26 protein-coding genes are annotated in these 24,938 nt (G+C 38.7%); all 26 read left to right on the top strand.

All coding sequences use genetic code 11. The features are described 5' to 3' along the window. The first annotated feature begins 113 nt into the window (after nucleotides 1-113). The 26 genes from lepB (at nucleotide 114) to fliL (ending at nucleotide 24,927) form a co-directional block, all read left to right on the top strand. Entirely contained in the window at nucleotides 114-665 is a 552-nt protein-coding gene (gene lepB, locus ACFX4G_RS00750; RefSeq protein ID WP_013058893.1) for a signal peptidase I, read from the top strand. Nucleotides 666-686: 21 nt separating this feature from the next. Next, nucleotides 687-1,553 (top strand): ribosome biogenesis GTPase YlqF, encoded by an 867-nt coding sequence (ylqF, locus tag ACFX4G_RS00745; protein ID WP_028410801.1) that lies wholly within the window; start codon nucleotides 687-689, stop codon nucleotides 1,551-1,553. Nucleotides 1,554-1,660: 107 nt separating this feature from the next. After that, entirely contained in the window at nucleotides 1,661-2,428 is a 768-nt protein-coding gene (locus tag ACFX4G_RS00740) for a ribonuclease HII (RefSeq protein WP_237074160.1), read from the top strand. 369 nt (nucleotides 2,429-2,797) lie between these two features. Beyond that, on the top strand, nucleotides 2,798-3,958 hold the full coding sequence (gene sucC, locus ACFX4G_RS00735; RefSeq protein WP_013058890.1) for an ADP-forming succinate--CoA ligase subunit beta: 1,161 nt from the start codon (nucleotides 2,798-2,800) through the stop codon (nucleotides 3,956-3,958). Between the two features lie 18 nt (nucleotides 3,959-3,976). Further along, entirely contained in the window at nucleotides 3,977-4,879 is a 903-nt protein-coding gene (gene sucD, locus ACFX4G_RS00730) for a succinate--CoA ligase subunit alpha (RefSeq protein WP_013058889.1), read from the top strand. Between the two features lie 63 nt (nucleotides 4,880-4,942). After that, nucleotides 4,943-5,824: a DNA-processing protein DprA gene (gene dprA / locus ACFX4G_RS00725; protein ID WP_043976470.1), complete on the top strand. Its 882-nt coding sequence runs from the start codon at nucleotides 4,943-4,945 to the stop codon at nucleotides 5,822-5,824. A 154-nt stretch (nucleotides 5,825-5,978) separates the two neighbouring features. After that, nucleotides 5,979-8,054: a type I DNA topoisomerase gene (gene topA, locus ACFX4G_RS00720; protein ID WP_028410804.1), complete on the top strand. Its 2,076-nt coding sequence runs from the start codon at nucleotides 5,979-5,981 to the stop codon at nucleotides 8,052-8,054. Between the two features lie 206 nt (nucleotides 8,055-8,260). Continuing rightward, nucleotides 8,261-9,565 carry an FADH(2)-oxidizing methylenetetrahydrofolate--tRNA-(uracil(54)-C(5))-methyltransferase TrmFO gene (trmFO, locus tag ACFX4G_RS00715; RefSeq protein WP_028410805.1) on the top strand — a complete coding sequence of 435 codons (1,305 nt, stop codon included), beginning with the start codon at nucleotides 8,261-8,263 and terminating at the stop codon, nucleotides 9,563-9,565. Between the two features lie 65 nt (nucleotides 9,566-9,630). Further along, entirely contained in the window at nucleotides 9,631-10,533 is a 903-nt protein-coding gene (gene xerC / locus ACFX4G_RS00710) for a tyrosine recombinase XerC (protein ID WP_014458427.1), read from the top strand. Between the two features lie 14 nt (nucleotides 10,534-10,547). Next, on the top strand, nucleotides 10,548-11,090 hold the full coding sequence (gene hslV / locus ACFX4G_RS00705) for an ATP-dependent protease subunit HslV (RefSeq protein WP_013058884.1): 543 nt from the start codon (nucleotides 10,548-10,550) through the stop codon (nucleotides 11,088-11,090). A gap of 16 nt (nucleotides 11,091-11,106) precedes the next feature. Beyond that, nucleotides 11,107-12,507 carry an ATP-dependent protease ATPase subunit HslU gene (gene hslU, locus ACFX4G_RS00700; protein WP_013084801.1) on the top strand — a complete coding sequence of 467 codons (1,401 nt, stop codon included), beginning with the start codon at nucleotides 11,107-11,109 and terminating at the stop codon, nucleotides 12,505-12,507. Between the two features lie 28 nt (nucleotides 12,508-12,535). Beyond that, entirely contained in the window at nucleotides 12,536-13,315 is a 780-nt protein-coding gene (codY, locus tag ACFX4G_RS00695) for a GTP-sensing pleiotropic transcriptional regulator CodY (protein ID WP_013058882.1), read from the top strand. A 441-nt stretch (nucleotides 13,316-13,756) separates the two neighbouring features. Continuing rightward, on the top strand, nucleotides 13,757-14,146 hold the full coding sequence (flgB, locus tag ACFX4G_RS00690) for a flagellar basal body rod protein FlgB (protein WP_043976473.1): 390 nt from the start codon (nucleotides 13,757-13,759) through the stop codon (nucleotides 14,144-14,146). Between the two features lie 2 nt (nucleotides 14,147-14,148). After that, nucleotides 14,149-14,598 (top strand): flagellar basal body rod protein FlgC, encoded by a 450-nt coding sequence (gene flgC / locus ACFX4G_RS00685; RefSeq protein ID WP_013084799.1) that lies wholly within the window; start codon nucleotides 14,149-14,151, stop codon nucleotides 14,596-14,598. A gap of 12 nt (nucleotides 14,599-14,610) precedes the next feature. After that, nucleotides 14,611-14,901, top strand: a complete 291-nt coding sequence (fliE, locus tag ACFX4G_RS00680; protein ID WP_162214913.1) for a flagellar hook-basal body complex protein FliE — start codon at nucleotides 14,611-14,613, stop codon at nucleotides 14,899-14,901. Between the two features lie 49 nt (nucleotides 14,902-14,950). Next, nucleotides 14,951-16,543, top strand: coding sequence for a flagellar basal-body MS-ring/collar protein FliF (fliF, locus tag ACFX4G_RS00675; protein ID WP_230183168.1), 1,593 nt, complete (start codon nucleotides 14,951-14,953; stop codon nucleotides 16,541-16,543). An 11-nt stretch (nucleotides 16,544-16,554) separates the two neighbouring features. Then, nucleotides 16,555-17,574 (top strand): flagellar motor switch protein FliG, encoded by a 1,020-nt coding sequence (gene fliG, locus ACFX4G_RS00670; RefSeq protein ID WP_377572603.1) that lies wholly within the window; start codon nucleotides 16,555-16,557, stop codon nucleotides 17,572-17,574. Beyond that, nucleotides 17,567-18,355 (top strand): flagellar assembly protein FliH, encoded by a 789-nt coding sequence (gene fliH, locus ACFX4G_RS00665; protein WP_043976479.1) that lies wholly within the window; start codon nucleotides 17,567-17,569, stop codon nucleotides 18,353-18,355. Before fliG ends, fliH begins: the two co-directional genes overlap by 8 nt. Continuing rightward, nucleotides 18,330-19,643 (top strand): flagellar protein export ATPase FliI, encoded by a 1,314-nt coding sequence (gene fliI, locus ACFX4G_RS00660; protein ID WP_097824508.1) that lies wholly within the window; start codon nucleotides 18,330-18,332, stop codon nucleotides 19,641-19,643. The genes fliH and fliI overlap by 26 nt, the downstream gene beginning before the upstream one ends. A gap of 2 nt (nucleotides 19,644-19,645) precedes the next feature. Continuing rightward, nucleotides 19,646-20,089 (top strand): flagellar export protein FliJ, encoded by a 444-nt coding sequence (gene fliJ, locus ACFX4G_RS00655; protein WP_013058874.1) that lies wholly within the window; start codon nucleotides 19,646-19,648, stop codon nucleotides 20,087-20,089. 9 nt (nucleotides 20,090-20,098) lie between these two features. Then, nucleotides 20,099-20,716, top strand: a complete 618-nt coding sequence (locus tag ACFX4G_RS00650) for a MotE family protein (protein ID WP_377572601.1) — start codon at nucleotides 20,099-20,101, stop codon at nucleotides 20,714-20,716. Nucleotides 20,717-20,733: 17 nt separating this feature from the next. Beyond that, on the top strand, nucleotides 20,734-22,992 hold the full coding sequence (locus ACFX4G_RS00645) for a flagellar hook-length control protein FliK (RefSeq protein ID WP_377572599.1): 2,259 nt from the start codon (nucleotides 20,734-20,736) through the stop codon (nucleotides 22,990-22,992). 9 nt (nucleotides 22,993-23,001) lie between these two features. Then, entirely contained in the window at nucleotides 23,002-23,430 is a 429-nt protein-coding gene (gene flgD, locus ACFX4G_RS00640; RefSeq protein WP_097824505.1) for a flagellar hook assembly protein FlgD, read from the top strand. A 25-nt stretch (nucleotides 23,431-23,455) separates the two neighbouring features. Further along, a complete protein-coding gene (flgG, locus tag ACFX4G_RS00635) occupies nucleotides 23,456-24,247 on the top strand; it encodes a flagellar basal body rod protein FlgG (protein ID WP_013084789.1) in 792 nt (263 codons plus the stop codon). A gap of 35 nt (nucleotides 24,248-24,282) precedes the next feature. Continuing rightward, complete coding sequence (locus ACFX4G_RS00630; RefSeq protein WP_097824504.1) at nucleotides 24,283-24,492, top strand: flagellar FlbD family protein; 210 nt, start codon at nucleotides 24,283-24,285, stop codon at nucleotides 24,490-24,492. 3 nt (nucleotides 24,493-24,495) lie between these two features. After that, nucleotides 24,496-24,927, top strand: a complete 432-nt coding sequence (gene fliL, locus ACFX4G_RS00625) for a flagellar basal body-associated protein FliL (protein ID WP_377572595.1) — start codon at nucleotides 24,496-24,498, stop codon at nucleotides 24,925-24,927. Nucleotides 24,928-24,938 lie beyond the last annotated feature (11 nt).

Here is a 24,938-nt window from a genome sequence, read left to right as displayed (position 1 = left end):
GACAGTAAAAAATAGACGTACAAGTCATCATTTTTTTATTCTATTTATTTATTAGGCGTTTCAAACATTATCGTTTAAAATAAAGGTATGACATAAGAGTTGGAGGACTGAAGATGGCTCGAAAGAAAAATGAACTGTGGGAATGGATAAAAGCAATCGCCATTGCCGTACTGTTAGCTGTTGTAATTCGCTATTTCTTGTTTGCACCGATTGTAGTAGATGGACTTTCTATGATGCCTACGCTGCATGACCAAAATCGAATGATTGTAAATAAGTTCTCCTATAAGATTGGTGATCCTGATCGCTTTGATATTATTGTTTTTCATGCTACAGCGGAAAAAGATTACATAAAACGTATTATCGGACTGCCGGGTGATCATATTGAGTATCGAAATGATACGCTATATGTAAATGGAAAAGCTTATAAAGAACCCTATTTAGATCAGTATAAAAAAGAAGTGATTGACGGTAATTTAACCGAAGATTTTAAACTAGAAGACGTAACGGGTAAAAAGACCGTGCCAGAAGGCTATTTGTTCGTGATGGGAGACAATCGACGCTACAGTAAAGACAGCCGTCAGATTGGCTTTGTGAGCATGGACAAGGTGCTTGGTAAAACGAGCGCCGTATACTGGCCGATTAAAGAAGCGCGTTTTGCAAAGTAAAATATAAAAGGTGAGTAAAATATGACAATTCAATGGTTTCCTGGCCACATGGCCAAGGCCAGAAGACAAGTAACTGAAAAGCTAAAATTGATTGATATTGTATACGAACTGGTTGATGCACGCATTCCGCAATCATCGCGAAATCCAATGATTGATGAGATTATTGTGAACAAGCCGAGAATCGTATTGCTGAATAAAGTGGACAAAGCTGATCCGCGCGTTACTCAGCAGTGGCTAGATTATTACAAAGCACAAGGTATTTATGCCTTAGCTATTGACGCACAAGCAGGTAAAGGAATGAAACAAATTGTTTCGTCTTCCAAAGAACTTCTTCAAGAGAAGTTTGACCGTATGCGCGCAAAAGGAGTCAAAAAACCCCGCGCTATTCGAGCGATGATTGTAGGGATTCCTAACGTTGGTAAATCCACGCTGATTAATCGCCTTGCCAGTAAAAAAATCGCCAAGACCGGAGATCGTCCAGGTGTGACGCAAGCACAGCAGTGGATTAAGGTAGGAAATGAGCTGGAGCTACTTGATACGCCAGGTATTTTGTGGCCTAAGTTTGAAGATGAAACAGTTGGATATAAGCTTGCGACAACGGGTGCGATCAAAGATACCATTTTAAATATGCAAGATGTTGCTGTTTATGCGCTGCGCTTCTTAACTAGCCATTACCCAGAACAATTAAAGCAGCGTTATGATTTAAATGAAATCCCTGAAGACATTGTAGAGCTTTTTGATGCAATTGGGTCGCGCCGCGGCTGTTTAATGGGTGGCGGCATGGTGGATTACGATAAAACGGCTGAGCTTGTTCTTCGAGAAATTCGAACGGATAAAATTGGCACCTTTACATTTGATGATCCAAGTGAAGCTGAACAGCAGCTGTAAGCAATACATTGCGAACTGAAACAAAAAACGCCTCTGCCTTTTTAGCATGAGGCGTTTTTTATGTAAAAGTGCCGCATGAAAATGTTGATATAAAGAAGGTGGAGCTAATGAAAAAGAGTATTAAGGAAATAAAAGAAGAACTAAAGCAAGTGAGAAGCCCGGAAGATGCTTTATTTAAGGCATATGCGCAAGATGAGCGTAAAGGTGTGCAGCAGGTTATTATTCAAAAACAAAGGCAATTTGAAGCCGCTGAGCGCTTGAAGAAACAGTTTGATGAAATGATGGCATATGAAAACGAATTATACAATCAAGGAGCAACCTATATTGCCGGAGTAGATGAAGTAGGAAGAGGACCGTTAGCAGGACCAGTAGTAGCTGCTGCTGTTATTTTGCCGCCGGATTTTTTTCTCCCTGGTTTGACGGATTCAAAGAAGTTATCAGAGGCAAAGCGAGAAGAATTTTATGAAGAAATTTGTAAAAGCGCTGTCGCTATCGGTATAGGTATTATAGACGCAGAGGTCATTGATTCTATTAATATTTATGAAGCAACAAAAAAGGCAATGACTGAAGCAATTGAACTTCTAGCTGTTCAGCCTGATGAACTGCTTATTGATGCGATGAAGCTGCCGGTGCCTATTTCGCAGCAGTCAATCATCAAGGGCGATGCTACAAGCATTTCCATTGCTGCAAGTTCTGTTATTGCAAAAGTGACGCGAGATCGAATGATGAAAGAACTTGGTGAACGCTATCCTGCATACGGATTCGAAAAACATATGGGATATGGAACAAAACAACATTTAGAAGCAATCGAACAATATGGAATTTTGCCAGAACACCGCCGATCTTTTGCACCAATAAAAAACCAAGTAAACTAGAACATGATACCCAAGCATATCTCTGCTTTTTAGCGCATGTTTCACATGCGGGATTTTAGGCTCAAAAAGAATATAGCCTATTTAAGTGGAGATATTGCAGAGGGTGAAGTTCGTAAATTATTTTCCTCTCAGTTCGCTTCAGTTGTGAAGGTTGATTTACATGATCAACCGTACGTTTAACGTCCGCAGAGTCTCATTGACCTCATAAGGTATGGTTAAGTACTATCTCCATAAAAATATCAATTTTCTTATTATTTCAATATTTTTCACTAGAATAGTAGACAATTAGACAATTATTTTTATACAATGAAAGCGCAGTCTATTTTGTGCAGTATAGTTTTGTGGTTGATTATGTTAGGAGGATGGGAAATGAATATCCATGAGTATCAAGGAAAAGAACTACTCAGAAAATATGGGGTTGCAGTACCAAACGGTCGAGTAGCTTTTACTGTTGAAGAAGCAGTTGAAGCAGCAAAGGAATTAGGTTCACAAGTATCAGTGGTGAAAGCACAAATCCATGCTGGTGGACGCGGTAAAGCGGGCGGTGTCAAAGTAGCAAAAAACTTAGATGAAGTTCGTACATATGCACAAGATATTTTAGGAAAGACCCTCGTAACACACCAAACAGGCCCTGAAGGAAAAGAAGTTAAGCGCTTGTTAGTTGAAGAGGGATGCGATATTAAGAAAGAATACTACATCGGTTTAGTTCTTGATCGTGCAACGTCTCAAGTTGTATTGATGGGTTCTGAAGAAGGTGGAACTGAAATTGAAGAAGTGGCGGAAAAAACGCCTGAAAAAATCTTTAAAGAATATGTGGATCCTGCGATTGGTTTACAAGCATTCCAAGCTCGCAGACTTGCATTTAATATTAATATTCCAAAAGAACTAGTTGGAAAAGCAGTTAAGTTCATGACAGGTTTATATACAGTATTTGTTGAAAAAGACTGCTCAATTGCAGAGATTAATCCTCTAGTTGTAACAGGTGACGGAGACGTTATGGCATTGGATGCGAAGTTAAACTTTGATTCAAATGCGCTGTATCGTCAAAAAGATATTCTTGAATATCGTGACCTTGAAGAGGAAGATGCTAAAGAAATTGAAGCATCTAAATACGACTTAAGCTACATTTCACTAGATGGTAATATCGGTTGTATGGTAAACGGTGCAGGTTTAGCAATGGCAACGATGGATATTATTAAACATTACGGAGGCGACCCTGCTAACTTCCTGGATGTTGGGGGCGGCGCAACTGCTGAAAAAGTAACAGAAGCATTCAAAATTATTTTATCTGACCAAAATGTAAAAGGTATTTTCGTTAATATTTTCGGCGGGATTATGAAATGTGATGTTATTGCAACAGGTGTTGTTGAAGCAACGAAACAAGTTGGATTAAGCCTTCCATTAGTTGTTCGCTTAGAAGGAACAAACGTTGAACTTGGAAAAGAAATTTTACAAAAATCAGGCTTAAATATCACAGCTGCTGAATCTATGGCAGACGGCGCACAAAAAATCGTTTCACTAGTGAAATAGAAAGGCTGGGGGATAGGAATGAGCGTATTTATTAATCAAGATACAAAAGTAATTGTACAAGGAATTACAGGCGGAGTTGGCCTTTTTCATACACAGCAAATGTTAGAATATGGAACGAAAATTGTTGGTGGCGTAACACCAGGTAAAGGCGGCTTAGAAGTAGAAGGTGTTCCGGTATTTAATACGGTTGCCGAGGCAAAAGAAAAAACAGGCGCAACGGCTTCTGTTGTATATGTTCCGCCAGCATTCGCAGCTGACTCCATTATTGAAGCAGTTGACGCAGATTTAGATTTAGTTATTTGTATTACGGAAGGTATTCCAGTATTAGATATGGTAAAAGTAAAGCGTTATATGGAAGGAAAACGTACGCGCCTTGTGGGACCTAACTGCCCAGGTGTTATTACACCGGAAGAATGTAAAATTGGAATTATGCCAGGGTACATTCACAAAAAAGGTCATGTAGGTGTAGTTTCACGTTCTGGTACATTAACATATGAAGCTGTTCATCAACTTTCTGAAGCTGGCATTGGCCAATCAACAGCTGTTGGTATCGGTGGTGACCCAGTGAACGGCACGAACTTTATCGATGTATTAAAAGCGTTTAATGAAGATGAAGATACGTATGCAGTAATTATGATTGGTGAAATCGGCGGTACGGCAGAAGAAGAAGCGGCAGAATGGGTAAAAGCAAACATGACAAAACCTGTGGTAGGCTTCATTGGCGGTCAAACAGCACCTCCAGGAAAACGTATGGGCCATGCTGGTGCTATTATTTCAGGTGGTAAAGGGACAGCATCTGAAAAAATTAAAACAATGAATGAGTGCGGTATCCAAGTAGCTGAAACACCATCTGTTATGGGAGAAACACTTATTAAAGTGTTAAAAGAACAAGGCATTTACGAGCAGTGTAAGACTCATTAATAGAAGACATATAGCCTCCTTTGACTGGGGGCTATTTTGTCCATTTAAAAAGGAGATTGTAGAATGTCTGATTTACGGGAAAAATTAATTCATTTAGCACATTGTCCATCTGTTAATTGGAAACAAATTTTTACGCTACTTCAACAGAATTCTTCATTACAAAATCTCTACGAGTACTCTCCATCACAGCTTCAAAAACTATTGACTCTCTCGATTGAACGTGCTAATCAAATAAAAAAAGATTTGCAAACTATTCCAATACGAGATATTCTAGATAAATATGACGCTGAGAATATTCAATGTGTCACCATCCTAGATGATGAATATCCTGAACTTTTGCGCCATATTTATGATCCGCCTTGGGTATTATTTGCAAGAGGAAAGATTTCTCTCCTACACGCTACGGCAAGCTTAAGCGTTGTAGGAACAAGGAACCCCACTTCATATGGAACTGCAGCTCTGACTCATATTGTTAAGCCGATGCTGCATGAAGAATTTGTCGTTGTAAGTGGACTGGCCTTAGGGATTGACCAGGCTGCTCATGAACTGGCTATCGCTGAAAAAGCTAAAACGATTGCAGTTTTAGGCGGAGGGTTTTATAATATTTACCCAAGAGGAAACCAAAATTTAGCAAGAGAAATTGCGCAGCATCATTTGCTGCTTTCTGAATATGCCCCGTTTATGAAGCCGACAAAATGGTTTTTCCCTCGCAGAAACAGAATCATTAGCGGATTAACAGGAGGCACGTTGGTGGTGCAAGCAAAAGAAAGAAGTGGATCTTTTATTACCGCCGACCAGGCGCTTCAGCAAGGAAGAGAAGTATTTGCCATACCGGGTTCTATTTTTGAAGAAACATCATGTGGAACGAATAAGTTAATCCAATTAGGGGCAAAACTTGTGCAAAGCGCTGCTGATATTACAGATGAAATGATGTATATAAGATGAATGTTTCAAAGTAGTCATATTCTTGCATGGTATGAAATACTAGTGAGATACGTAGTAAAATCGTATGACTTATCTTTTGGACATTTGACAAACAAGAACCAAATATTTAATAATAATGAAGATTTTATTCTACCTCTTGAGGAGGAACAAATAGATGTCTGACTACCTAGTAATTGTAGAATCGCCTGCAAAGGCTAAAACAATTGAACGTTATTTAGGAAAGAAATATAAAGTAAAAGCATCGATGGGACATGTTCGCGATTTACCTAAAAGTCAAATGGGAATTGATATTGAACAGGATTACAATCCGAAATATATTACAATTCGCGGGAAAGGCCCGGTTTTAAAAGAACTAAAAACAGCGGCTAAAAAAGCAAAGAAGATTTACCTAGCAGCCGATCCAGACCGTGAAGGAGAAGCGATTGCATGGCACTTGGCGCACAGTTTGGATGTAGACATTGCATCGGACTGCCGCGTAGTATTTAATGAGATTACAAAAGAAGCGATTAAAGAATCTTTTAAACATCCACGAGCAATTAATATGGATTTAGTAGATGCTCAACAAGCACGCCGTATTCTTGACAGGCTGGTTGGCTACAACATCAGTCCATTGCTGTGGAAAAAAGTGAAAAAAGGATTAAGTGCCGGAAGGGTTCAATCAATTGCAGTGCGGTTAATTATTGATCGTGAAAAAGAAATTGCAAAGTTTATCCCAGAAGAATACTGGACGGTAAAAGCAACTTTTCAAAAAGGGAACGACCAATTTGAAGGCCAGTTGATCGAATATCAAGGAAAAAAAGTAGAGCTATCGAATGAAAATGATGTAACCAACATTGTTAAACAATTAGATGGAAATGAATTTTCAATTTCTAAAGTAACAAAACGTGAGCGAAAGCGTAATGCGGCTCCTTCTTTTACCACGTCTTCATTACAGCAAGAGGCAGCGCGGAAACTGAACTTTCGAGCGAAAAAAACAATGATGATTGCGCAGCAATTATATGAAGGAATTGATTTAGGAAAAGAAGGTACAGTAGGTCTTATCACGTATATGCGTACCGATTCTACTCGTATTTCAGAAACAGCTCAAACGGAAGCTAGAGATTACATTACGAACGCATACGGAAATCAGTTTGTGGCAACGGAAAAGCGTAAAGAAAAGAAAAATTCGAACGCGCAAGATGCCCACGAAGCGATTCGTCCAACTTCAGCTCTTCGTAAACCAGGAGAGGTAAAAGAGTTCTTATCGCGTGATCAGTATCGACTGTATAAGCTAGTATGGGAGCGCTTCGTTGCTAGTCAAATGGCACCTGCAATTATGGATACAATGGCTGTAGATTTGAAAAATGGAGACGTAACATTTAGAGCAAACGGCTCCAAAGTTAAATTTCCAGGCTTTATGAAAGTGTATGTTGAAGGCAATGATGATCAAGTGGAGGAAAAAGAAAATCTTCTTCCAGACTTAGAAGAAGGAGAAGTAGCTTATTCTAAAGACATCGATGAAAAGCAGCACTTCACACAGCCGCCGCCAAGATATACTGAAGCTCGTTTAGTCAAGACATTAGAAGAGCTAGGCATTGGCCGACCGTCTACATATGCTCCAACACTTGACACGATTCAAAAGCGCGGGTACGTAGCGCTCGATAACAAGCGTTTTGTTCCAACAGAACTTGGAGAAATTGTACTAGAGCTTGTATTGGAGTTTTTCCCGGAAATTTTAGATGTAGAGTTTACAGCTAAAATGGAAAACGATTTGGATGAAGTGGAAGATGGTAATGTTCAATGGGTGCGTGTTATTGACGAATTTTACAGTGATTTTGAAAAACGCTTAGAACATGCTGAAAAAGAAATGCGCGAAGTGGAGATTAAAGATGAACCTGCCGGAGAAGATTGCGGAGAATGCGGTTCACCTATGGTATACAAAATGGGGCGCTACGGAAAATTTATGGCATGCTCTAATTTCCCTGACTGCCGCAACACAAAGCCAATTGTAAAAGAGATTGGCGTAAAGTGCCCGAAATGTGAAGAAGGAAATATCGTTGAGCGAAAATCGAAGAAAAAGCGTACATTTTATGGCTGTGATCGATTCCCGGGCTGTGACTTCGTATCTTGGGATAAGCCGATTGCAAGAAAATGTCCGAAATGTGAAAACCTGCTTGTGGAGAAGAAACAGAAAAAAGGAACTCAAGTCGTCTGTACAAGTTGTGATTATAAAGAGGAAGCTCAGCAGTAAAAGAGAATGGGATGAATTCCCACACTTTAAATTTAAAAATAGCAGTTATATAAGATGCGGCGACATTGCTTCATGTGCTAAAATGGAAACGTTATTAGCGACATTGAGTAATGTCGCATTTTCTTTGTCCCGTTAAAAAAGGAACAGACAAGTGAATGAATAAGGAAAATGATAGAAAAGATAGAAATGAAGTTGGAGGATTTACAATGAATGAACAAGTAATTAATGTTATCGGAGCAGGTCTTGCTGGAAGTGAAGCGGCTTGGCAAATCGCAAAGCGCGGTTTGAAAGTCCGTCTTTATGAGATGAGACCAGTGAAGCAAACACCTGCTCATCATACGGACAAATTTGCTGAATTAGTATGTAGTAATTCACTGCGTGCAAATACATTAACAAATGCAGTGGGTGTTTTAAAAGAAGAAATGCGATTATTAGACTCTGTAATTATTCGTTCAGCAGACGAGTGTGCGGTTCCAGCAGGTGGAGCACTGGCTGTTGATCGTCACGAATTTGCCGCTCGTGTGACGGAAAGTGTTAAAAACCATCCGAACGTAACGGTTGTTAATGAAGAGATTACGGAAATTCCACAAGGGCCAACTGTTATTGCAACAGGTCCGTTAACGTCAAAAGATTTATCAGAACAGCTGCGCGCGTTAACAAGTGAAGATTATTTATATTTTTACGATGCGGCTGCACCTATTATTGAAAAAGACAGCATTGATATGGATAAAGTATATCTTAAATCTCGCTATGACAAAGGGGAAGCTGCCTATTTAAACTGTCCGATGACAAAAGAAGAATTCCAGCGTTTTCATGAAGCATTAATCAATGCAGAGACGGTTCCTTTAAAAGAATTTGAGAAAGAAATTTATTTTGAAGGATGTATGCCAATTGAAGTAATGGCCTCACGCGGAGAAAAAACAATGCTCTTTGGACCCATGAAACCAGTTGGGTTAGAAGATCCGAAAACAGGAAAGCGACCTTATGCAGTTGTTCAGCTTCGTCAAGATGATGCAGCAGGTACACTATATAATATCGTAGGTTTCCAAACACACTTAAAATGGGGAGCACAAAAAGAAGTATTAAGCTTAATCCCAGGTTTAGAAAATGCAGAAGTAGTACGCTACGGAGTTATGCATAGAAATACGTTTATTAATTCTCCTAAATTGTTAAAGCCTACGTATCAATATCGTGAGCGTGATGACTTATTCTTTGCTGGACAAATGACGGGAGTAGAAGGATATGTAGAATCAGCTGCGAGCGGATTAATGGCAGGAATGAACGCAGCTCGACTTGTGCTTGGTGAAGAATTGGTTGTATTGCCGCAGGAAACGGCGATTGGCAGTATGGCTCACTATATCACACATACAAACGCAAAAAATTTCCAGCCGATGAATGCCAACTTTGGCTTATTCAAAGAATTGGAAGTGCGAATCAAAAACAAACAAGAACGAAATGAAACGCTTGCTAAACGAGCATTGGAAACTATTCAGAATTTTACAACAAAATAATCAAAATTGTTTGCAAGGGCTACTTAATTGTGATAATATTTAGTAGCCCTTGTGAGGTGATAACATTGGAATTTGTTAAAGATGTATTAAATTCCTTTCTAGAATATTTACAAATTGAGAAAAACTATTCAAAATATACAGTTGACTGCTATGAAAAAGACATAGGTATCTTCATGTCTTTTATGCAGGAAGAGCAAATACAAAACCTACAAAGTGTTACATATGCTGATGCAAGGCTGTTTTTAACACGCCTATATGAAAAGCAGTATTCAAAAAGATCGATGTCACGCAAAATTTCTTGTTTGAGAACGTTTTATCGTTACTTAAATAGAGAAGAATTAGTAGAAGATAATCCATTTGCGCTCGTTACCCTTCCTAAAAAGGAGGAGCGAAATCCTCGCTTCCTGTATGAAGAGGAGATTGTGAAATTATTTCAAATGAATGACTTAACAACTCCGTTAGGGCAGCGTAATCAGTCTCTATTAGAATTGCTGTATGCCACCGGAATACGAGTGAGTGAATGCGCATCTATTAAGCTTAGCGATATAGATTTTTCACTTCAAACTTTGCTCGTATATGGCAAAGGGAAAAAACAACGGTACGTGCCATTTGGCTGTTATGCCAAGGACGCTCTTAGAGTATATATAGATAATGGAAGAAAGCTTCTTTTAAAAAAGGCTCCTTCTGATACTCATTCGCTCTTTTTAAATTATAAGGGGACACCGTTGACAGACCGAGGCATACGCTTAGTCATTGATCAGTTAGTAAAGAAGACCGCTGAGAATATACATATTAGTCCACACGTTTTGCGGCATACTTTTGCGACTCATATGTTAAATGAAGGGGCAGATTTACGTACAGTTCAAGAAATGCTAGGTCATGAACATTTATCAACCACTCAAATATACACACATGTGACGAAGGATCGTTTAAAGGCAGTTTATATGAATCACCATCCTCGCGCATAAAAGGAGGAGTTAATTTGTCTACTTTCCATGCTACTACGATTTTTGCGGTTCAGCATAACGGTCAATGTGCCATGTCTGGGGACGGACAAGTAACGTTCGGAAATGCTGTTGTTATGAAACATACTGCTCGAAAAGTAAGACGTTTATTTCAAGGGCAAGTTCTTGCCGGCTTTGCAGGTTCAGTAGCTGATGCATTCACTCTTTTTGAATTATTTGAAACGAAGCTTGAAGAGTATAACGGAAATCTTCAGCGTGCAGCCGTTGAGCTTGCTAAACAATGGAGAAGTGACAAAGTATTGCGAAAGTTAGAAGCAATGCTTATTGTTATGAACAAAGATAACTTACTGTTAGTATCAGGAACGGGTGAAGTTATTGAACCGGACGACGGCATTTTAGCAATTGGATCAGGCGGAAATTATGCTTTATCAGCGGGACGTGCATTAAAACAACATGCAGGCGAACATTTAACAGCTAAAGAAATTGCAAAAGCAGCTTTAGATGTAGCAAGTGAGATATGTGTTTATACAAATGATCATATTATTGTAGAAGAACTGTAGGAAAGGGGATTTTTTTATGAATTCTCATTTAACACCTCGACAAATTGTAGAAAAGCTCGATCAGTATATTATTGGTCAAACGAAGGCAAAGAAAGCGGTCGCTGTTGCGCTGCGAAATCGCTATCGACGCGGTCTGTTAGACGAATCTTTACGTGATGAAGTTGTGCCGAAAAACATTTTAATGATTGGTCCTACAGGTGTGGGTAAAACCGAGATTGCACGCCGCTTAGCTAAGCTTGTCGGTGCACCTTTTATTAAGGTTGAGGCAACAAAATTTACGGAAGTTGGATATGTAGGACGCGATGTAGAATCAATGGTTCGTGATTTAGTGGAAACGTCAGTTCGACTTGTGAAAGAAGAAAAAATGAACGGCGTGCGTGATCGCGCAGAAGAAAATGCAAACAAGCGGATAGTAGAGCTTCTTGTTCCAAGTAAAAAGAAGCAGCAATCGTTTAAAAATCCGTTTGAAATGATTTTTTCAAACGGTACACAGTCAAGCGATGCGGATCCTGATCAAGATGAGGAAACGAATATTGCAACGAAGCGCAAGCAGATTGCTCATCAGCTTGCTTTAGGAGAGCTTGAAAATCATTATGTCACAATTGAAGTAGAAGAGCAACAGCCTTCTATGTTTGATATGTTACAAGGTTCGGGTATGGAACAAATGGGCATGAACATGCAGGATGCCTTAAGCAATTTTATGCCTAAAAAACAAAAAAAGCGCAAACTTACTGTTAAAGATGCACGAAAAGTATTAACAAATGAAGAAGCGCAAAAATTGATTGATATGGATGAAGTGACGCAAGAAGCTGTGAATCGTGCAGAACAATACGGAATTATTTTCATTGACGAAATTGATAAAATTGCTCAGAAAAGTGGTAATTCATCTTCCGCTGATGTTTCACGTGAAGGCGTACAGCGAGATATTTTACCAATTGTAGAAGGGTCAACGATTGTTACAAAATATGGCGCAGTCAAAACTGATCATGTTTTATTTGTAGCAGCCGGTGCTTTCCATGTATCAAAACCGTCGGATTTAATTCCAGAATTGCAAGGTCGATTCCCAATTCGCGTTGAATTAACGAAGCTAACCGTTGAAGATTTTATAAACATTTTAGTAGAGCCAGATAATGCGTTATTAAAGCAATATGCGGCATTATTGGAAACTGAAGGTATACAAATTGAATTTTCTGACGATGCTATACGTAAGATTGCAGAAATTGCATATCAGGTAAATCAAGATACAGACAATATTGGTGCAAGAAGGCTTCATACGATTTTAGAACGTTTGCTAGAGGATTTATCGTTTGAAGCACCAGAAGTAACATTAGAGAAAATTGTGATTACTCCACAGTACGTGGAAGAAAAATTAGAAAAAATCGCTAAAAACAAAGATTTGAGTCAATTTATTTTATAGAACTGAAATCGCAGGAGGAAGAGTACTAATGGATTTATTAGGGAAAACTAGAAAGATTAATGCAATGCTACAAAAAGCAGCTGGTAAACCAGTAAACTTTAAAGAAATGGCTGAAACACTTTGCGAAGTGATCGAATCAAACGTATTCGTAGTAAGCCGTCGCGGTAAATTATTAGGAATCGCTGTTAAACAGCAAATTGAGAATGCGCGCATGAAAGATATGTTAGAAGCACGCCAGTTCCCAGAAGAATATACTCAAAGCTTATTTAACATTCAAGAAACATCTTCTAACTTAAACATTGAAAGTCAATATACAGCTTTCCCAGTTGAAAATAAAGACTTATTTGATGCAGGACTAACAACAATCGTTCCAATTATCGGAGGCGGAGAGCGTCTAGGTACGCTTGTATTATCTCGTTTAGACCGTCAGTTCGAAGACGATGATTTAATCCTTGCTGAATACGGTGCAACGGTAGTAGGTATGGAAATTCTTCGTGAAAAAGCAGAAGAAATTGAAGAAGAAGCACGTAGCAAAGCTGTTGTACAAATGGCAATTAGCTCATTATCATACAGTGAGTTAGAAGCTATTGAGCACATCTTTGAAGAGTTAAATGGAAATGAAGGACTATTAGTAGCAAGTAAAATTGCTGACCGCGTTGGAATTACACGTTCAGTAATCGTAAATGCGCTACGTAAATTAGAAAGTGCTGGCGTTATCGAATCACGTTCTTTAGGAATGAAAGGAACTTACATTAAAGTTCTTAACAACAAATTCTTAGTAGAGCTTGAAAAATTAAAATCTAACTAAGTTTATGAACAAAAAAGCACACGGGCTTTGCCCGTGTGCTTTTTTGTATGCTCTCAGTACAAAAAGATTCGCTGTGGGTTAAGACGATTCGTTCACTATTTTTATAAATCTTTAACAAAGTTCATATAAAAATCTAAAAATTATATTATAGAATCTTTAAATAGTAAAAAGATACTAGTTGATTACAAATCGTTACTTTTATTACATATTGTTCAGGACTTATGGTATATATTTTGATTTTAAATTAAAAAAATAGAGCTAAAGTATAGCATTGATGTTAAAATATGCTTGGAAAACGAATGAAAATTTTGGTTTATAGTCCAAAAGTTCTTAAAAAAGGATAGACATTGCATGAAGTTTTTCTTACAATAAGTTCTATGGTACTAAAGTCGAAATTTGTCTCATTTTGAGAAAAATAGAATAGATAAGCAGGTGTAAGAAGTGAGTTTGTTTTCAACTACTTTTCAAACAATTGAAAATGGAATTAGCTACGCGTCACAAAAGCAGCAGACGATTGCACAAAATATTGCAAATGTTGATACTCCAAATTATAAATCGAAAACCGTATCGCGTACGAGTGAATTCCGAGATTTATTACATAACGAGTTAGAAGCATATCAGACTGATTCAAAACATATCCCATTTTCCGGTTCATCCCAGCGAGTGATTACCCAGCAAGGAAACACTTCCTATCAAGCAAATGGAAACAATGTGGATATGGATAAAGAGATGGCGGATATGGCTGAAAATCAAATTTACTATGAGGCGCTAGTAGATCGTTTAAATGGAAAATTTAATTCTCTTCAAACAGTCATTAGAGGAGGTAAATAAGTTTGACTATTTTTCAAAATATGAATATTACATCTTCAGCTTTAACTGCCAATCGTTTAAGGATGGACGTTGTTTCATCTAATATGGCGAATGCTGAAACGACAAGAGGGACGTACGTTAATGGTGAGTGGCAGCCTTACAAAAGAAAAATGGTTGTCATGCAGTCTGATCGTTCGCCTTCTTTTTCGTCCGTCTTACACTCCGAAATCAATAAAAATCAAAACAATGGTGTAAAAGTCACAGATATCGTAGAAGATAATACTCCTTTTAATTTAGTATATAACCCGACGCATCCAGATGCGAATGACCAAGGGTACGTGCAGATGCCGAACGTAGATCCTTTAAAGGAAATGACGGATTTAATTAGTGCTACTCGATCTTATGAAGCAAACGTGACGGTCTTTAATACAAACAAAAGTATATTAACAAAGGCATTAGAAATTGGGAAATAAAGGAGCGATAAAATGATTAATGGTATCAGCAATCAAATAGCCATAGCAAAAACAGCAGCTTCTACTACCACTGGACAAACAACTCAACAGTTTTCAACGTTTTTAAAAGACTCAATCAATGAGTTAAACAATACTCAACGCGCTTCGGATATAGCGACTGAAAAGCTTGCTAAAGGAGAAAACGTCGAACTCCAAGATGTAATGATTACTGCTCAAAAAGCAAGTATTACGATGCAAACGGCTCTTGAAATACGCAATAAAGCTGTTGAAGCCTATCAGGAAATGATGAGAATGCAAATGTAATTGAGCGGTTATTAAAGAAAATGAAAATAGTAATAACCGGAGGAATACCATGAATGAAAGAATAGCTCTTTATCGAGATAAGATGAAAGTCTTTTGGAATAACCGCAAAAAAGGACAAAAAATAGCCCTTATCGCTGCTCCTCTTGCGGCTGTTCTAGTCATTAGTTTAGCATCTGTTTTTTTAAACAAGGATAAATTTGTCCCTCTTTATAGCAATCTATCGGCTCAAGAAACAGGACAAATCAAAGCAGAGCTTGATGCTAGAAGCGTTCCTTCAGAAATCTCTGATAACGGAACAACCATTTCGGTGCCTGAACAAAGCGTTGACTCGCTAAAAGTTGATTTAGCTGCACAAGGAATTCCTGATAGCGGAAGTATCGACTATTCGTTTTTTGGGAAAAATGCGAGCTTTGGTATGACAGATAATGAATTTAATGTGTTAAAACTCGATGCGATGCAAACTGAATTGGCTAACTTAATGAAAAACATTCAAGGAGTCAATGATGCAAAAGTGATGATTACCCTTCCCAATGAAAGCGTCTGGGCGAATGAAAAGCAGGGAGAAGCATCAGCATCGATTGTGCTTAATACAAAGGCTGGTTATAAATTTGATGATCAGCAAATTAAATCTCTTTATCATTTAGTATCCAAAAGTGTGCCAAACCTTCCTACAGATAATATCGTCATCATGAACCAATATTTTGAGTACTTTGATTTAAAAGGTAACGAAACGAATTCAGCTTCTAGCTCATTTGCTTCGCAGAACGAAGCGAAAAAAGAAGTTGAGCGAGATATTCAGCGTCAAGTACAGCAAATGCTAGGAAGACTGGTCGGTCAAGACAAAGTAATGGTCTCTGTTACAGCAGATCTTGATTTTACACAGGAAAATCGCGAAGAAAAGCTAGTAGAGCCTGTTGATAAAGATAATATGCAAGGAATTGCCGTTAGCGCTGAAAAAATTAATGAAACATTTTCTGGTAAAAACGCTCAAGATGGAGGCGTTGCTGGAACAGGAGAAGAAGATACAACAAATTACTCATCTAGTACAACAAGTGGAGACGGAGACTACGAAAAAAACGAAGAACGAATTAATTATGAAGTGAATAGAATTCATAAAGAAATCGTCGAAAGTCCATACAAAATTCAAGATCTTGGCATTCAAGTAATGATAGATCCGTCCAATGCAAAAGGGAAATCACAAGTTTCCGATACGCTTGAGTCAGACGTTCAAAAAATGTTAGGTACAATTGTCCGTACTTCTATTTCAAAAGATGCAAATACGAAAGCCCTCTCAGATAACGCGGTCAGCGATAAGATTACCGTTTCCGTTCAGCCGTTTAATGGACAAGAAACAGCTGACAACACAGCAAGTTCGATTCCATTGTGGATGTATATAACCGGAGGAGCACTGCTGCTTATTATTGTTGTTCTTATTGTGCTGTTGGTTAGGAAAAGACGTCAAGACTTTGATGAAGAGGAATATGATGAAGGGTACGAGGAAACTTTTGAAGCATATGAAGCGGCACAAAAAGCTCCTGTTTTAAGTGCTGAACAGCAAACAAAAAGCAATCTTGAAACGTTAGCGAAGCAAGACCCGGAAGAGTTTGCAAAACTGCTGCGAACATGGATTAGTGAGGATTAGGAGGAAAGCTAATGGTAAAGGCTATGCAAAAAAATGAGTTAACTGGAAAGCAAAAAGCAGCAATTTTGTTGATTTCTCTCGGTCCGGATGTATCAGCTTCTATCTATAAACATCTCAGTGAAGATGAAATTGAGCAACTAACGCTTGAAATTTCTTCAGTGAGAAAAGTAGAGCCGTCTTTAAAAGAAGCTGTGCTTCATGAGTTTGAACAAATAACGCTTGCTCAAAACTACCTTGAAAAAGGAGGAGTAAGCTATGCGAAACAGGTGTTAGAAAAAGCACTTGGACCAGAGCAGGCTATGATGATTATCAATCGATTAACTTCTTCTTTGCAAGTTCGTCCGTTTGATTTTGCCAGAAAAGCTGATCCTATGCAGCTGTTAAATTTCATTCAGCATGAGCATCCTCAGACGATTGCCCTTATTTTATCTTACTTAGAGCCGCCGCAGGTAGGACAAATCTTATCATCACTGCCTCAGGAAAGGCAAGCGGATATTGCAAGACGGATTGCGACGATGGGAAGTACGTCTCCCGAAGTCATTAATGAAGTGGAGCAAATTTTAGAGAGAAAGCTTTCTGCTACTGTTACCCAAGACTATACCCAAACAGGTGGTTTAGAAGCAGTAGTTGAAGTATTAAATGGAGTAGACCGAGCGACTGAAAAAATTATTATTGATACGCTTGAAATTCAAGATCCGGCATTAGCAGAAGAAATCAAACAGCGAATGTTTGTATTTGAGGATATCGTAACGCTCGATAACCGTTCTATTCAGCGTGTGATACGAGATGTAGAAAATGATGATTTATTGTTGAGCTTAAAAGTAGCAAGTGAAGAAGTGAAATCTATTATTTTTAAAAATATGTCTAGCCGTATGGTGGAAACGTTTAAAGAAGAAATGGAATTTATGGGTCCTGTGCGTTTGAAAGATGTAGAGGAAGCTCAGTCACGTATCGTTGCTGCAATTAGACGTTTAGAAGATGCTGGTGAAATTGTACTAGCTCGAGGTGGAGGAGACGATATTATTGTCTAATATCATTAAATCAACTTATACGAACAAACTTTCAGACGAAAATGCGAAGCACATTCAAGTCATTCCGTTTGGTTTTCCGATACAAGATGAGCCCACAGAAGAGCATCTTCAGCAAGAAAATGCACAGCATGTTATTAAACAAGCGCACAGTGAAGCTGAAATAATAAAGGCCGAGGCAGACGCTTACCGAAAACAAGTTCAAAACGAAATTGAACGTTTGAAAAAGCAGTGGGAAGAAGAGAAGGTGCTGCTGTTTCAACAAGAACAAAAGCGAGGCTATGAAGAAGGATACGAAGAAGGGCTACTTCAAGGAAAACAAGAGTATGAGCATGTATTAGCCATGTCGCGAAACATTGTTGACGAAACAAAGAATCAGTACTACGAATATATAAATCAATCTGAAGAAATCATCTTTGAATTAGGTTTCACCCTAGCTGAAACGATTTTAAATGAGCAGCTTCAAAGAGATGAATCATTTTTATCACTTGTTGCAAGGTCTTTAAAAGAAGTTAGAGAACATAAAGAAATCCAGCTTTTTGTTTCTCCGAAAAAATATGCATATGTATGTGAACATAAACGAGAACTGTTCGATTTGTTGAACGGAGAAACCGGGCTATTTATTTATGCAGATGAAAATCTTCAGGAAATGGATTGTGTCATCGACTCCTCTTATGGGCGTCTTGTTGCGTCTTTTGATAGCCAGTTAACGGAAATGAAGAAAAAATTAAAAGAACGTTTGTTAGAGGAGAGTAAACATGAAAGTCGCACAACTCATTCATGAAATCCCGCGCACATCTTCTTTTAAACGGTACGGGAAAGTCAGCCGAGTAGTAGGAATGATGATTGAATCTAAAGGACCTAGAACGTCAATAGGAGATGTTTGCTTTATTCATCTTAGTGAACGAGGAGATAAAATTCGTGCAGAAGTTGTTGGTTTTAACGGTGAGCACGTTGTTTTAATGCCTTATACGTCTGTTCGATATATCGGACCTGGCTGCCTAGTGGAAACGACAGAAAAACCTCTGCAGGTAAGCGTGGGGAAAGAGTTAATAGGTCAAGTGCTTGATTCGTTAGGGAACCCTTTAGACGGGTCTGAACTTTCTCAATATTTGCCGTTTGTTTTAACCGATCAAGACCCCCCTAATCCCTTAGAGCGTCCGCCTATTGAACAGCCGATTGAAGTAGGGGTGCGAACAATTGATAGTTTGCTAACAGTAGGTCAAGGGCAGCGCATAGGTATTTTTGCAGGAAGCGGTGTTGGTAAAAGTACGCTGCTCGGGATGATTGCACGCAATACAAAAGCAGATATCAATGTCATTGCCCTTGTAGGAGAGCGAGGAAGAGAAGTTAGAGAGTTTATTGAGCGAGATCTTGGAGAGGAAGGGTTAAAGCGCTCCGTTGTAGTAGTTGCTACCTCGGATCAGCCTGCTCTGCTTCGAATGAAAGCAGCATATACAGCTACTTCTATTGCTGAATACTTTCGAGATGAGGGGCTGAGCGTCATGATGATGATGGATTCTGTTACCCGTGTAGCAATGGCTCAAAGAGAAATTGGATTAGCCGTAGGTGAACCTCCGACTACCAAAGGTTATACACCATCTGTTTTTGCTAGCTTGCCAAGGCTGCTTGAACGTACAGGAACTAATCAACATGGATCTATTACTGCTTTTTACACTGTATTAGTAGACGGTGATGATATGAACGAACCTATTTCGGATACGGTGCGAGGCATTATAGACGGACATATTGTACTAGACCGGGAGCTGGCCAATAAAGGTCAATATCCGGCCATCAATGTCTTAAAAAGCGTTAGTCGCGTGATGAACCATATCGTAAGTGAACGGCACAAAGAAGCAGCTGAAAAACTGCGTTCATTAATGGCTACCTATGCTAATTCTGAAGACTTAATTAACATAGGTGCCTACAAAAGAGGATCTTCTGCTTACATTGATGAGGCCATCCACTATCATCCTGTCATTGATGCATTTTTAAAGCAAAAAACGAACGAACATCCATCATTTGAAACAAGTGTAACAAAGCTCTGTGAACTGTTTGTGAAAGGTGAGTAAATATGGCATATGAATTTAGGTTATCTAAAATAATGGCAATCAAGTCAAATGAAAAGGATGAACTGCTATCTCAATATAATCAATCCTTGCAGCAGTTTGAAACAGCGGGTGAAAAGCTTTATAAAAAGCTAAAAGAAAAAGAAACGCTAATTGAACAGCATACGGGCAAAATGAAGCAAGGGCTTTCTATTTTAGAAATTACATCGTTTCAGCAGTTTTTAACAAGTGCCGAACGAGTGATTGAAAGGCTGCAACAAGAGGTCATGTTTGCAAGACAGCAAATGAACTTAAAGAAACTGAAGCTAGAAGAAAAGAACATAGAAGTAAAGAAGTATGAAAAGTTAAAAAAGAGAGACTACGATTCTTATATAACCGCGGAAAAACAGTTAGAAGCGAAGCAAATGGATGAGCTGTCGCTACAGCAGTATATGCTGCATAGGAATTAGGTGGAAAACATGGCTAATCAAAAAGAGTTAAGAGAAGAGTACGAAGAAGAAAAGTCTTACAGTAAAAGCCAAGTGTTTTTATTTTTAATCTTTATTCCAGCAGTGTTCCTCATCTTGGCGGCTTATATTGTTCTGACGCTTTTAGGCGTTAATGTAAATGATAAAGTTTCAGGTATTACACACGCCATTCCGTTTGTATCAAGTGAACAGTCGCAAAAAAATGAAAATATTCAAGAAAGCAATGAAGAAATACAAAAGCAGGTTGATAGCCTTCAAAAGAAGCTGAGCACGAAAGAAAAGCAAATCGCAGCTTATGAGAAAACGATCACTACAAAAGATCGTCAAAAGGATGAACTAAAAATTGAAATGCGTGATATGGAAGAAAAAGCCGATGATGAAGCGAAAAAACAAAAAAACAATCAGCTGGCAAAAAAAGATGTCATTGCTACCTATGAAAACATGTCTCCTAAAAATGCAGCACTTATCTTTGCCGAATTAAAAGAAGACAAAGCGGTCGCGATGCTTAAGCAGTTCAAAGCGAGTACAAGAACGGCAATCTTAGAAAAAATGGATCCAAAAGTAGCTGCACGCTATACGACATTGTTAACAGATCAGATCGAGGAATAAAAGCAGAGGTGAAAACAGTGGAAATTTCACTACGTCCAGCAGCTGCATCAAAGGTAAACTGCGATGAAAAAGCAGCTGTTATTCAGACTCAGGGTTTTTTTGAAGAAGTTGTTCAGCAGCTTAAGCAACTAGATGGGCAGCCTTTAACGCGCGGGGAGAAATCATCCGATGAACAAGCGGTAGACCAAGACGTCTTCAAGGCGGTCGGGTTAATGGCAATTCAGTTAAGCGAAGCAGAAGGTGAAGAAGATGAACCATCTGTCTTGTACGAACATCTAGCCGATATGCTCAGCAGTATTCCAAGTAGTCTAGATTTGGAACAGCCGCTTCTAAAGCTGCAGCACGTGTTAACAGACATGCAGCGGGCACCTGTTTCATCTGAAACAGACAGTCAAGAACAATATTTGTCTTCTATTTCTACCTTGTTGACCATTTGTAAAAATACATCATCTGCGTTTCAAACAGAGTTCGCTCAGCTGATGGAAGAACTACAAAAACCGCAGCTGCAGTCAGTGACCCTTTCAAATTCGCAGCTTGAGGGTTTGCGGAAAACTGCTGCTGAAAAAATAGAGAAAATTCATAAACAACCACGTGTATTAACCGATACCTTACATAAAAAGCGCTCTGCTGGTTTCTTCGCCGTTGTTCATGCGGCTCCAAAAAGTTCTGTAAGAGATATGGACGCTGTTCATAAAGAGGAAAAAGTGCCGTTTTTGAATCAGCTTCCATGGAAAAAAGATGTGATTTTACGTAGCGAAAGTATGGATAGGGATAGTTTAAAAAAGGATAGTGAAATTTCTTTCACTGCTAACACGGCTGAGGCGACGTTAGAAAATAATCCATCATCTTTTAAATCTAATGAAGTACCTAAGGTCCAAGAATTTTCTATTGATCTAAGGCAAGTAAAATCTGATCATCAACAGTCTGACAATCTGTTAAAGGAGCTGCAAAAAATATGGAGTAAAGCTTCGCTCAGTGCTGAAGAGGGAAGATCCAAGCTTTTCATTACGTTATTTCCAAAACAGCTAGGTACGATTTCAATTGAAGTGCTTCAGCAAAAAAATGAACCGATTACGCAAGTGGTTGTATCGTCGGCGAAAACAAAAGAGCTGTTAGACGCCAATCTTGCGACTTTACGGCAAGTTCTGACTTCTCAGCATGTATCGGTTGATCAAGTCGATGTGGTCGCTGTTCAAGCAGCTCCAGAAAGTTCTGTAAAAGATATGAACGCTTTTGCTAAAGAAGAAAAAGTGCCGCAGTTTTCTATTGATTTAAGGCAAGTGAAATTGGATCATCAACAGTCTAATGATCTGGTAAACGAGCTGCAAAAAATATGGAGTAAAGCTTCGCTCAGTGCTGAAAAGGGAAGATCCAAGCTTTTCGTTACGTTATTGCCAAAGCAGCTAGGTACGATTTCAATTGAAGTGCTTCAGCAAAAAAATGAAACGACTGCGCAAGTAGTTGTATCGTCAGCGAAAACAAAAGAGCTGTTAGACGCCAGCCTTTTCAGATTACGACAAGCTCTCACGTCTCAGCATGTATCCGTTGATCAAGTCGGTGTGGACGCTGTTCATACATCTTCAGAAAGTTCTGTGAGAAATATGAACGCTTTTCGTAAAGAAGAAAAAATACCGTTTTTCAATCAGCTTCCAAGGAAAAAAGATGTGGTAGTACACAGCGAAAGTATAGATACAAATAGCTCTTTAAAAAATAACGAAAGTTCTGCAGGTACAAACACAACCGGAGCGACAGTAGAGAATCAGCCATCATCCTTTGGAAGTGGAGAAATGCCTAAGCTTCAGCAGTTCTCTATTTATCTAGGGCAAGCAAAATCTGACTATCAACAGTCTAGCAATTTGGTAAACGAGCTTGAAAAAATATGGAGTAAAGCTTCGATCAGTACTGAAGAGGGAAGATCCAAGCTTTTCATTAAGTTATTTCCAAAACAGCTAGGTGCGATTTCAATTGAAATGCTTCAGAAAGACAGTGAAACGGTTGCGCGAATTGTCGTATCGTCAGCAAAAACAAAAGAGTTATTGGACGCCAACCTTTCAACTTTGCGGCACGGTCTCGCGTCTCAGCATGTATCAATTGATAAAATCGATGTGCTACTGTCAGAACAAGCGATGTCGTATAACAATGAAAACGACCAGCAAAAAGAAAGACAGGAAAAAGAAGCGTTTAAAAAAGAAGAAGATCAAGATTCACAGCAATTGGAAGAATCGGCTTCCTTTCTGTCTTCTTTTGAAGCAGCGCTCATTAACTACAACGTATAGGTGATAACAATGACAAATGAAATTACGTCTGACTTGTATTTAAGCAATAGGGACACACCAGTGAAGCAAACGGGGAACAGCTCGCTTGGCAAAGATGATTTTTTGAAGCTTTTGATTGCGCAGCTTCAAAATCAAGATCCAATGAATCCAATGGAAGACAAAGACTTTATTGCTCAAATGGCTCAGTTTTCATCCCTTGAACAAATGACAAATATGAGCACATCGCTCAATACGTTTTTAACGCAGTCACAGGCTTCTCCTATTTTAAAAGGGAGTGAGTTAATTGGTAAAACCGCTGCGTGGTTAGATGAAGAAGGAAATAAAAAGCAAGGAGTCATTTTAACAGCATCCGTCAAAAACAATGAGGTATCGTTTAGGATCAACGATGAAAATCATACGGTACTTTCGCTAAACGATATCTTAGAAGTAAGCAGTTAACCAACCAAATTTAAGGAGTGATTTTATGTTACGTTCGATGTATTCAGGAATCAGCGGCATGAAAAATTTTCAAACTAAATTAGATGTCCTAGGAAATAACATTGCCAACGTTAATACATACGGCTATAAAAAAGGACGTACAACGTTTCAAGATTTAGTAAGTCAGCAGGTAGCAGGAGCAACAGCACCAGGAGCTAACCGTGGAGGTGTTAATGCTAAACAAGTCGGATTAGGTTCGCAAATTGGCACAATTGATACAGTTCAAACGGCAGGAAGCATTCAGTCAACGGGGCGTCCGCTTGATTTAGCTATTTCTGGAGACGGCTATTTTGTAGTAAGAGATGGAGTCACAAATTATTATACAAGAGCGGGGAATTTTTATTTAGATAGCAGTGGTAATTTGGTAACGGGTGATGGACTGTACGTGCAAAAAACTGGAGGAGGGAATATAAATATTCCTTCAACAAGTAAGAGCTACAGTATAGGAGCAGATGGAAAGGTTAACATCATAGATGCTAACGGGAACATCTCCAGTAATCAAACTGTCGAACTTGCTAAATTTGCAAATAATGAAGGACTGCAAAAAGCAGGGGGGAATTTATTTGCTCAAAGCGTAAACTCAGGAGGTCCTTTAGTAGGAGCTCCAGGAGCCAACGGCACAGGAAGCTTCGTCTCAAGCGCCCTTGAAATGTCCAACGTTGATTTATCGGAAGAATTCACGGATATGATTGTTGCACAGCGCGGATTTCAAGCGAACACAAGAATTATTACAACATCCGATGAAATACTGCAAGAGCTAGTGAATCTAAAACGATAGGCGGGAGGAAGGAGTAGGTATTACTCCGGTTAATTATGATCACTTTAACAAGGCTAAACGGCAAAACATTTACGTTAAACGCACTCTACATCGAGCAGGTTGAAGCATTTCCTGATACGACCATTACGCTAACGAATAACAAAAAGCTAGTGGTAAAGGATTCAGTTGAAGAAGTGAATGAGAAAGTGACGAGCTATTATCAGCGAATTAACATATTAGGGCTGCAGCAAACGACGGAGGAATAAAGTGTGTTTAAAAATAAGCTAATTAGTAAGATGATTATTATCATGCTTTCTCTTATTTTAATAGGAAGCATTGCTGTTATCGTGACACTAAAGTATACAGAGCAGGCAGGTACTGAAAAAGGTCCATCTATTGACGATGTGATTAAAGCTTCTGTGGATGTAACGGATATTAAAACAAATTTAAAAAGCAATAACTACATCAGCATCTCTTTTAAAATTCAAATGGATAGTAAAAAAGCAGCGTCAGAGCTTCAAAAAAGAGATTTTCAAGTAAGAGACATTATTATCAAAAGGCTCTCAGATATGAGTGCTCAAGATTTTGAAGGAACGCAAGGACTCAGCACGTTAGAAACAGATATTGCAAAGCAAATTGATCAATTAATGGAAAACGGACATGTTGTTAAAATTTATACAACGTCTAAAGTGTTGCAGTAAAGAAAAAGGGA

The sequence above is a fragment of the Priestia sp. YIM B13486 genome, from assembly GCF_042787865.1.
GTDB classification, from domain to species: Bacteria; Bacillota; Bacilli; order Bacillales; family Bacillaceae_H; genus Priestia; species Priestia megaterium.
Note: the sequence above shows the minus strand (reverse complement) of the source record. Positions and strands in the feature narration are given on the sequence as shown.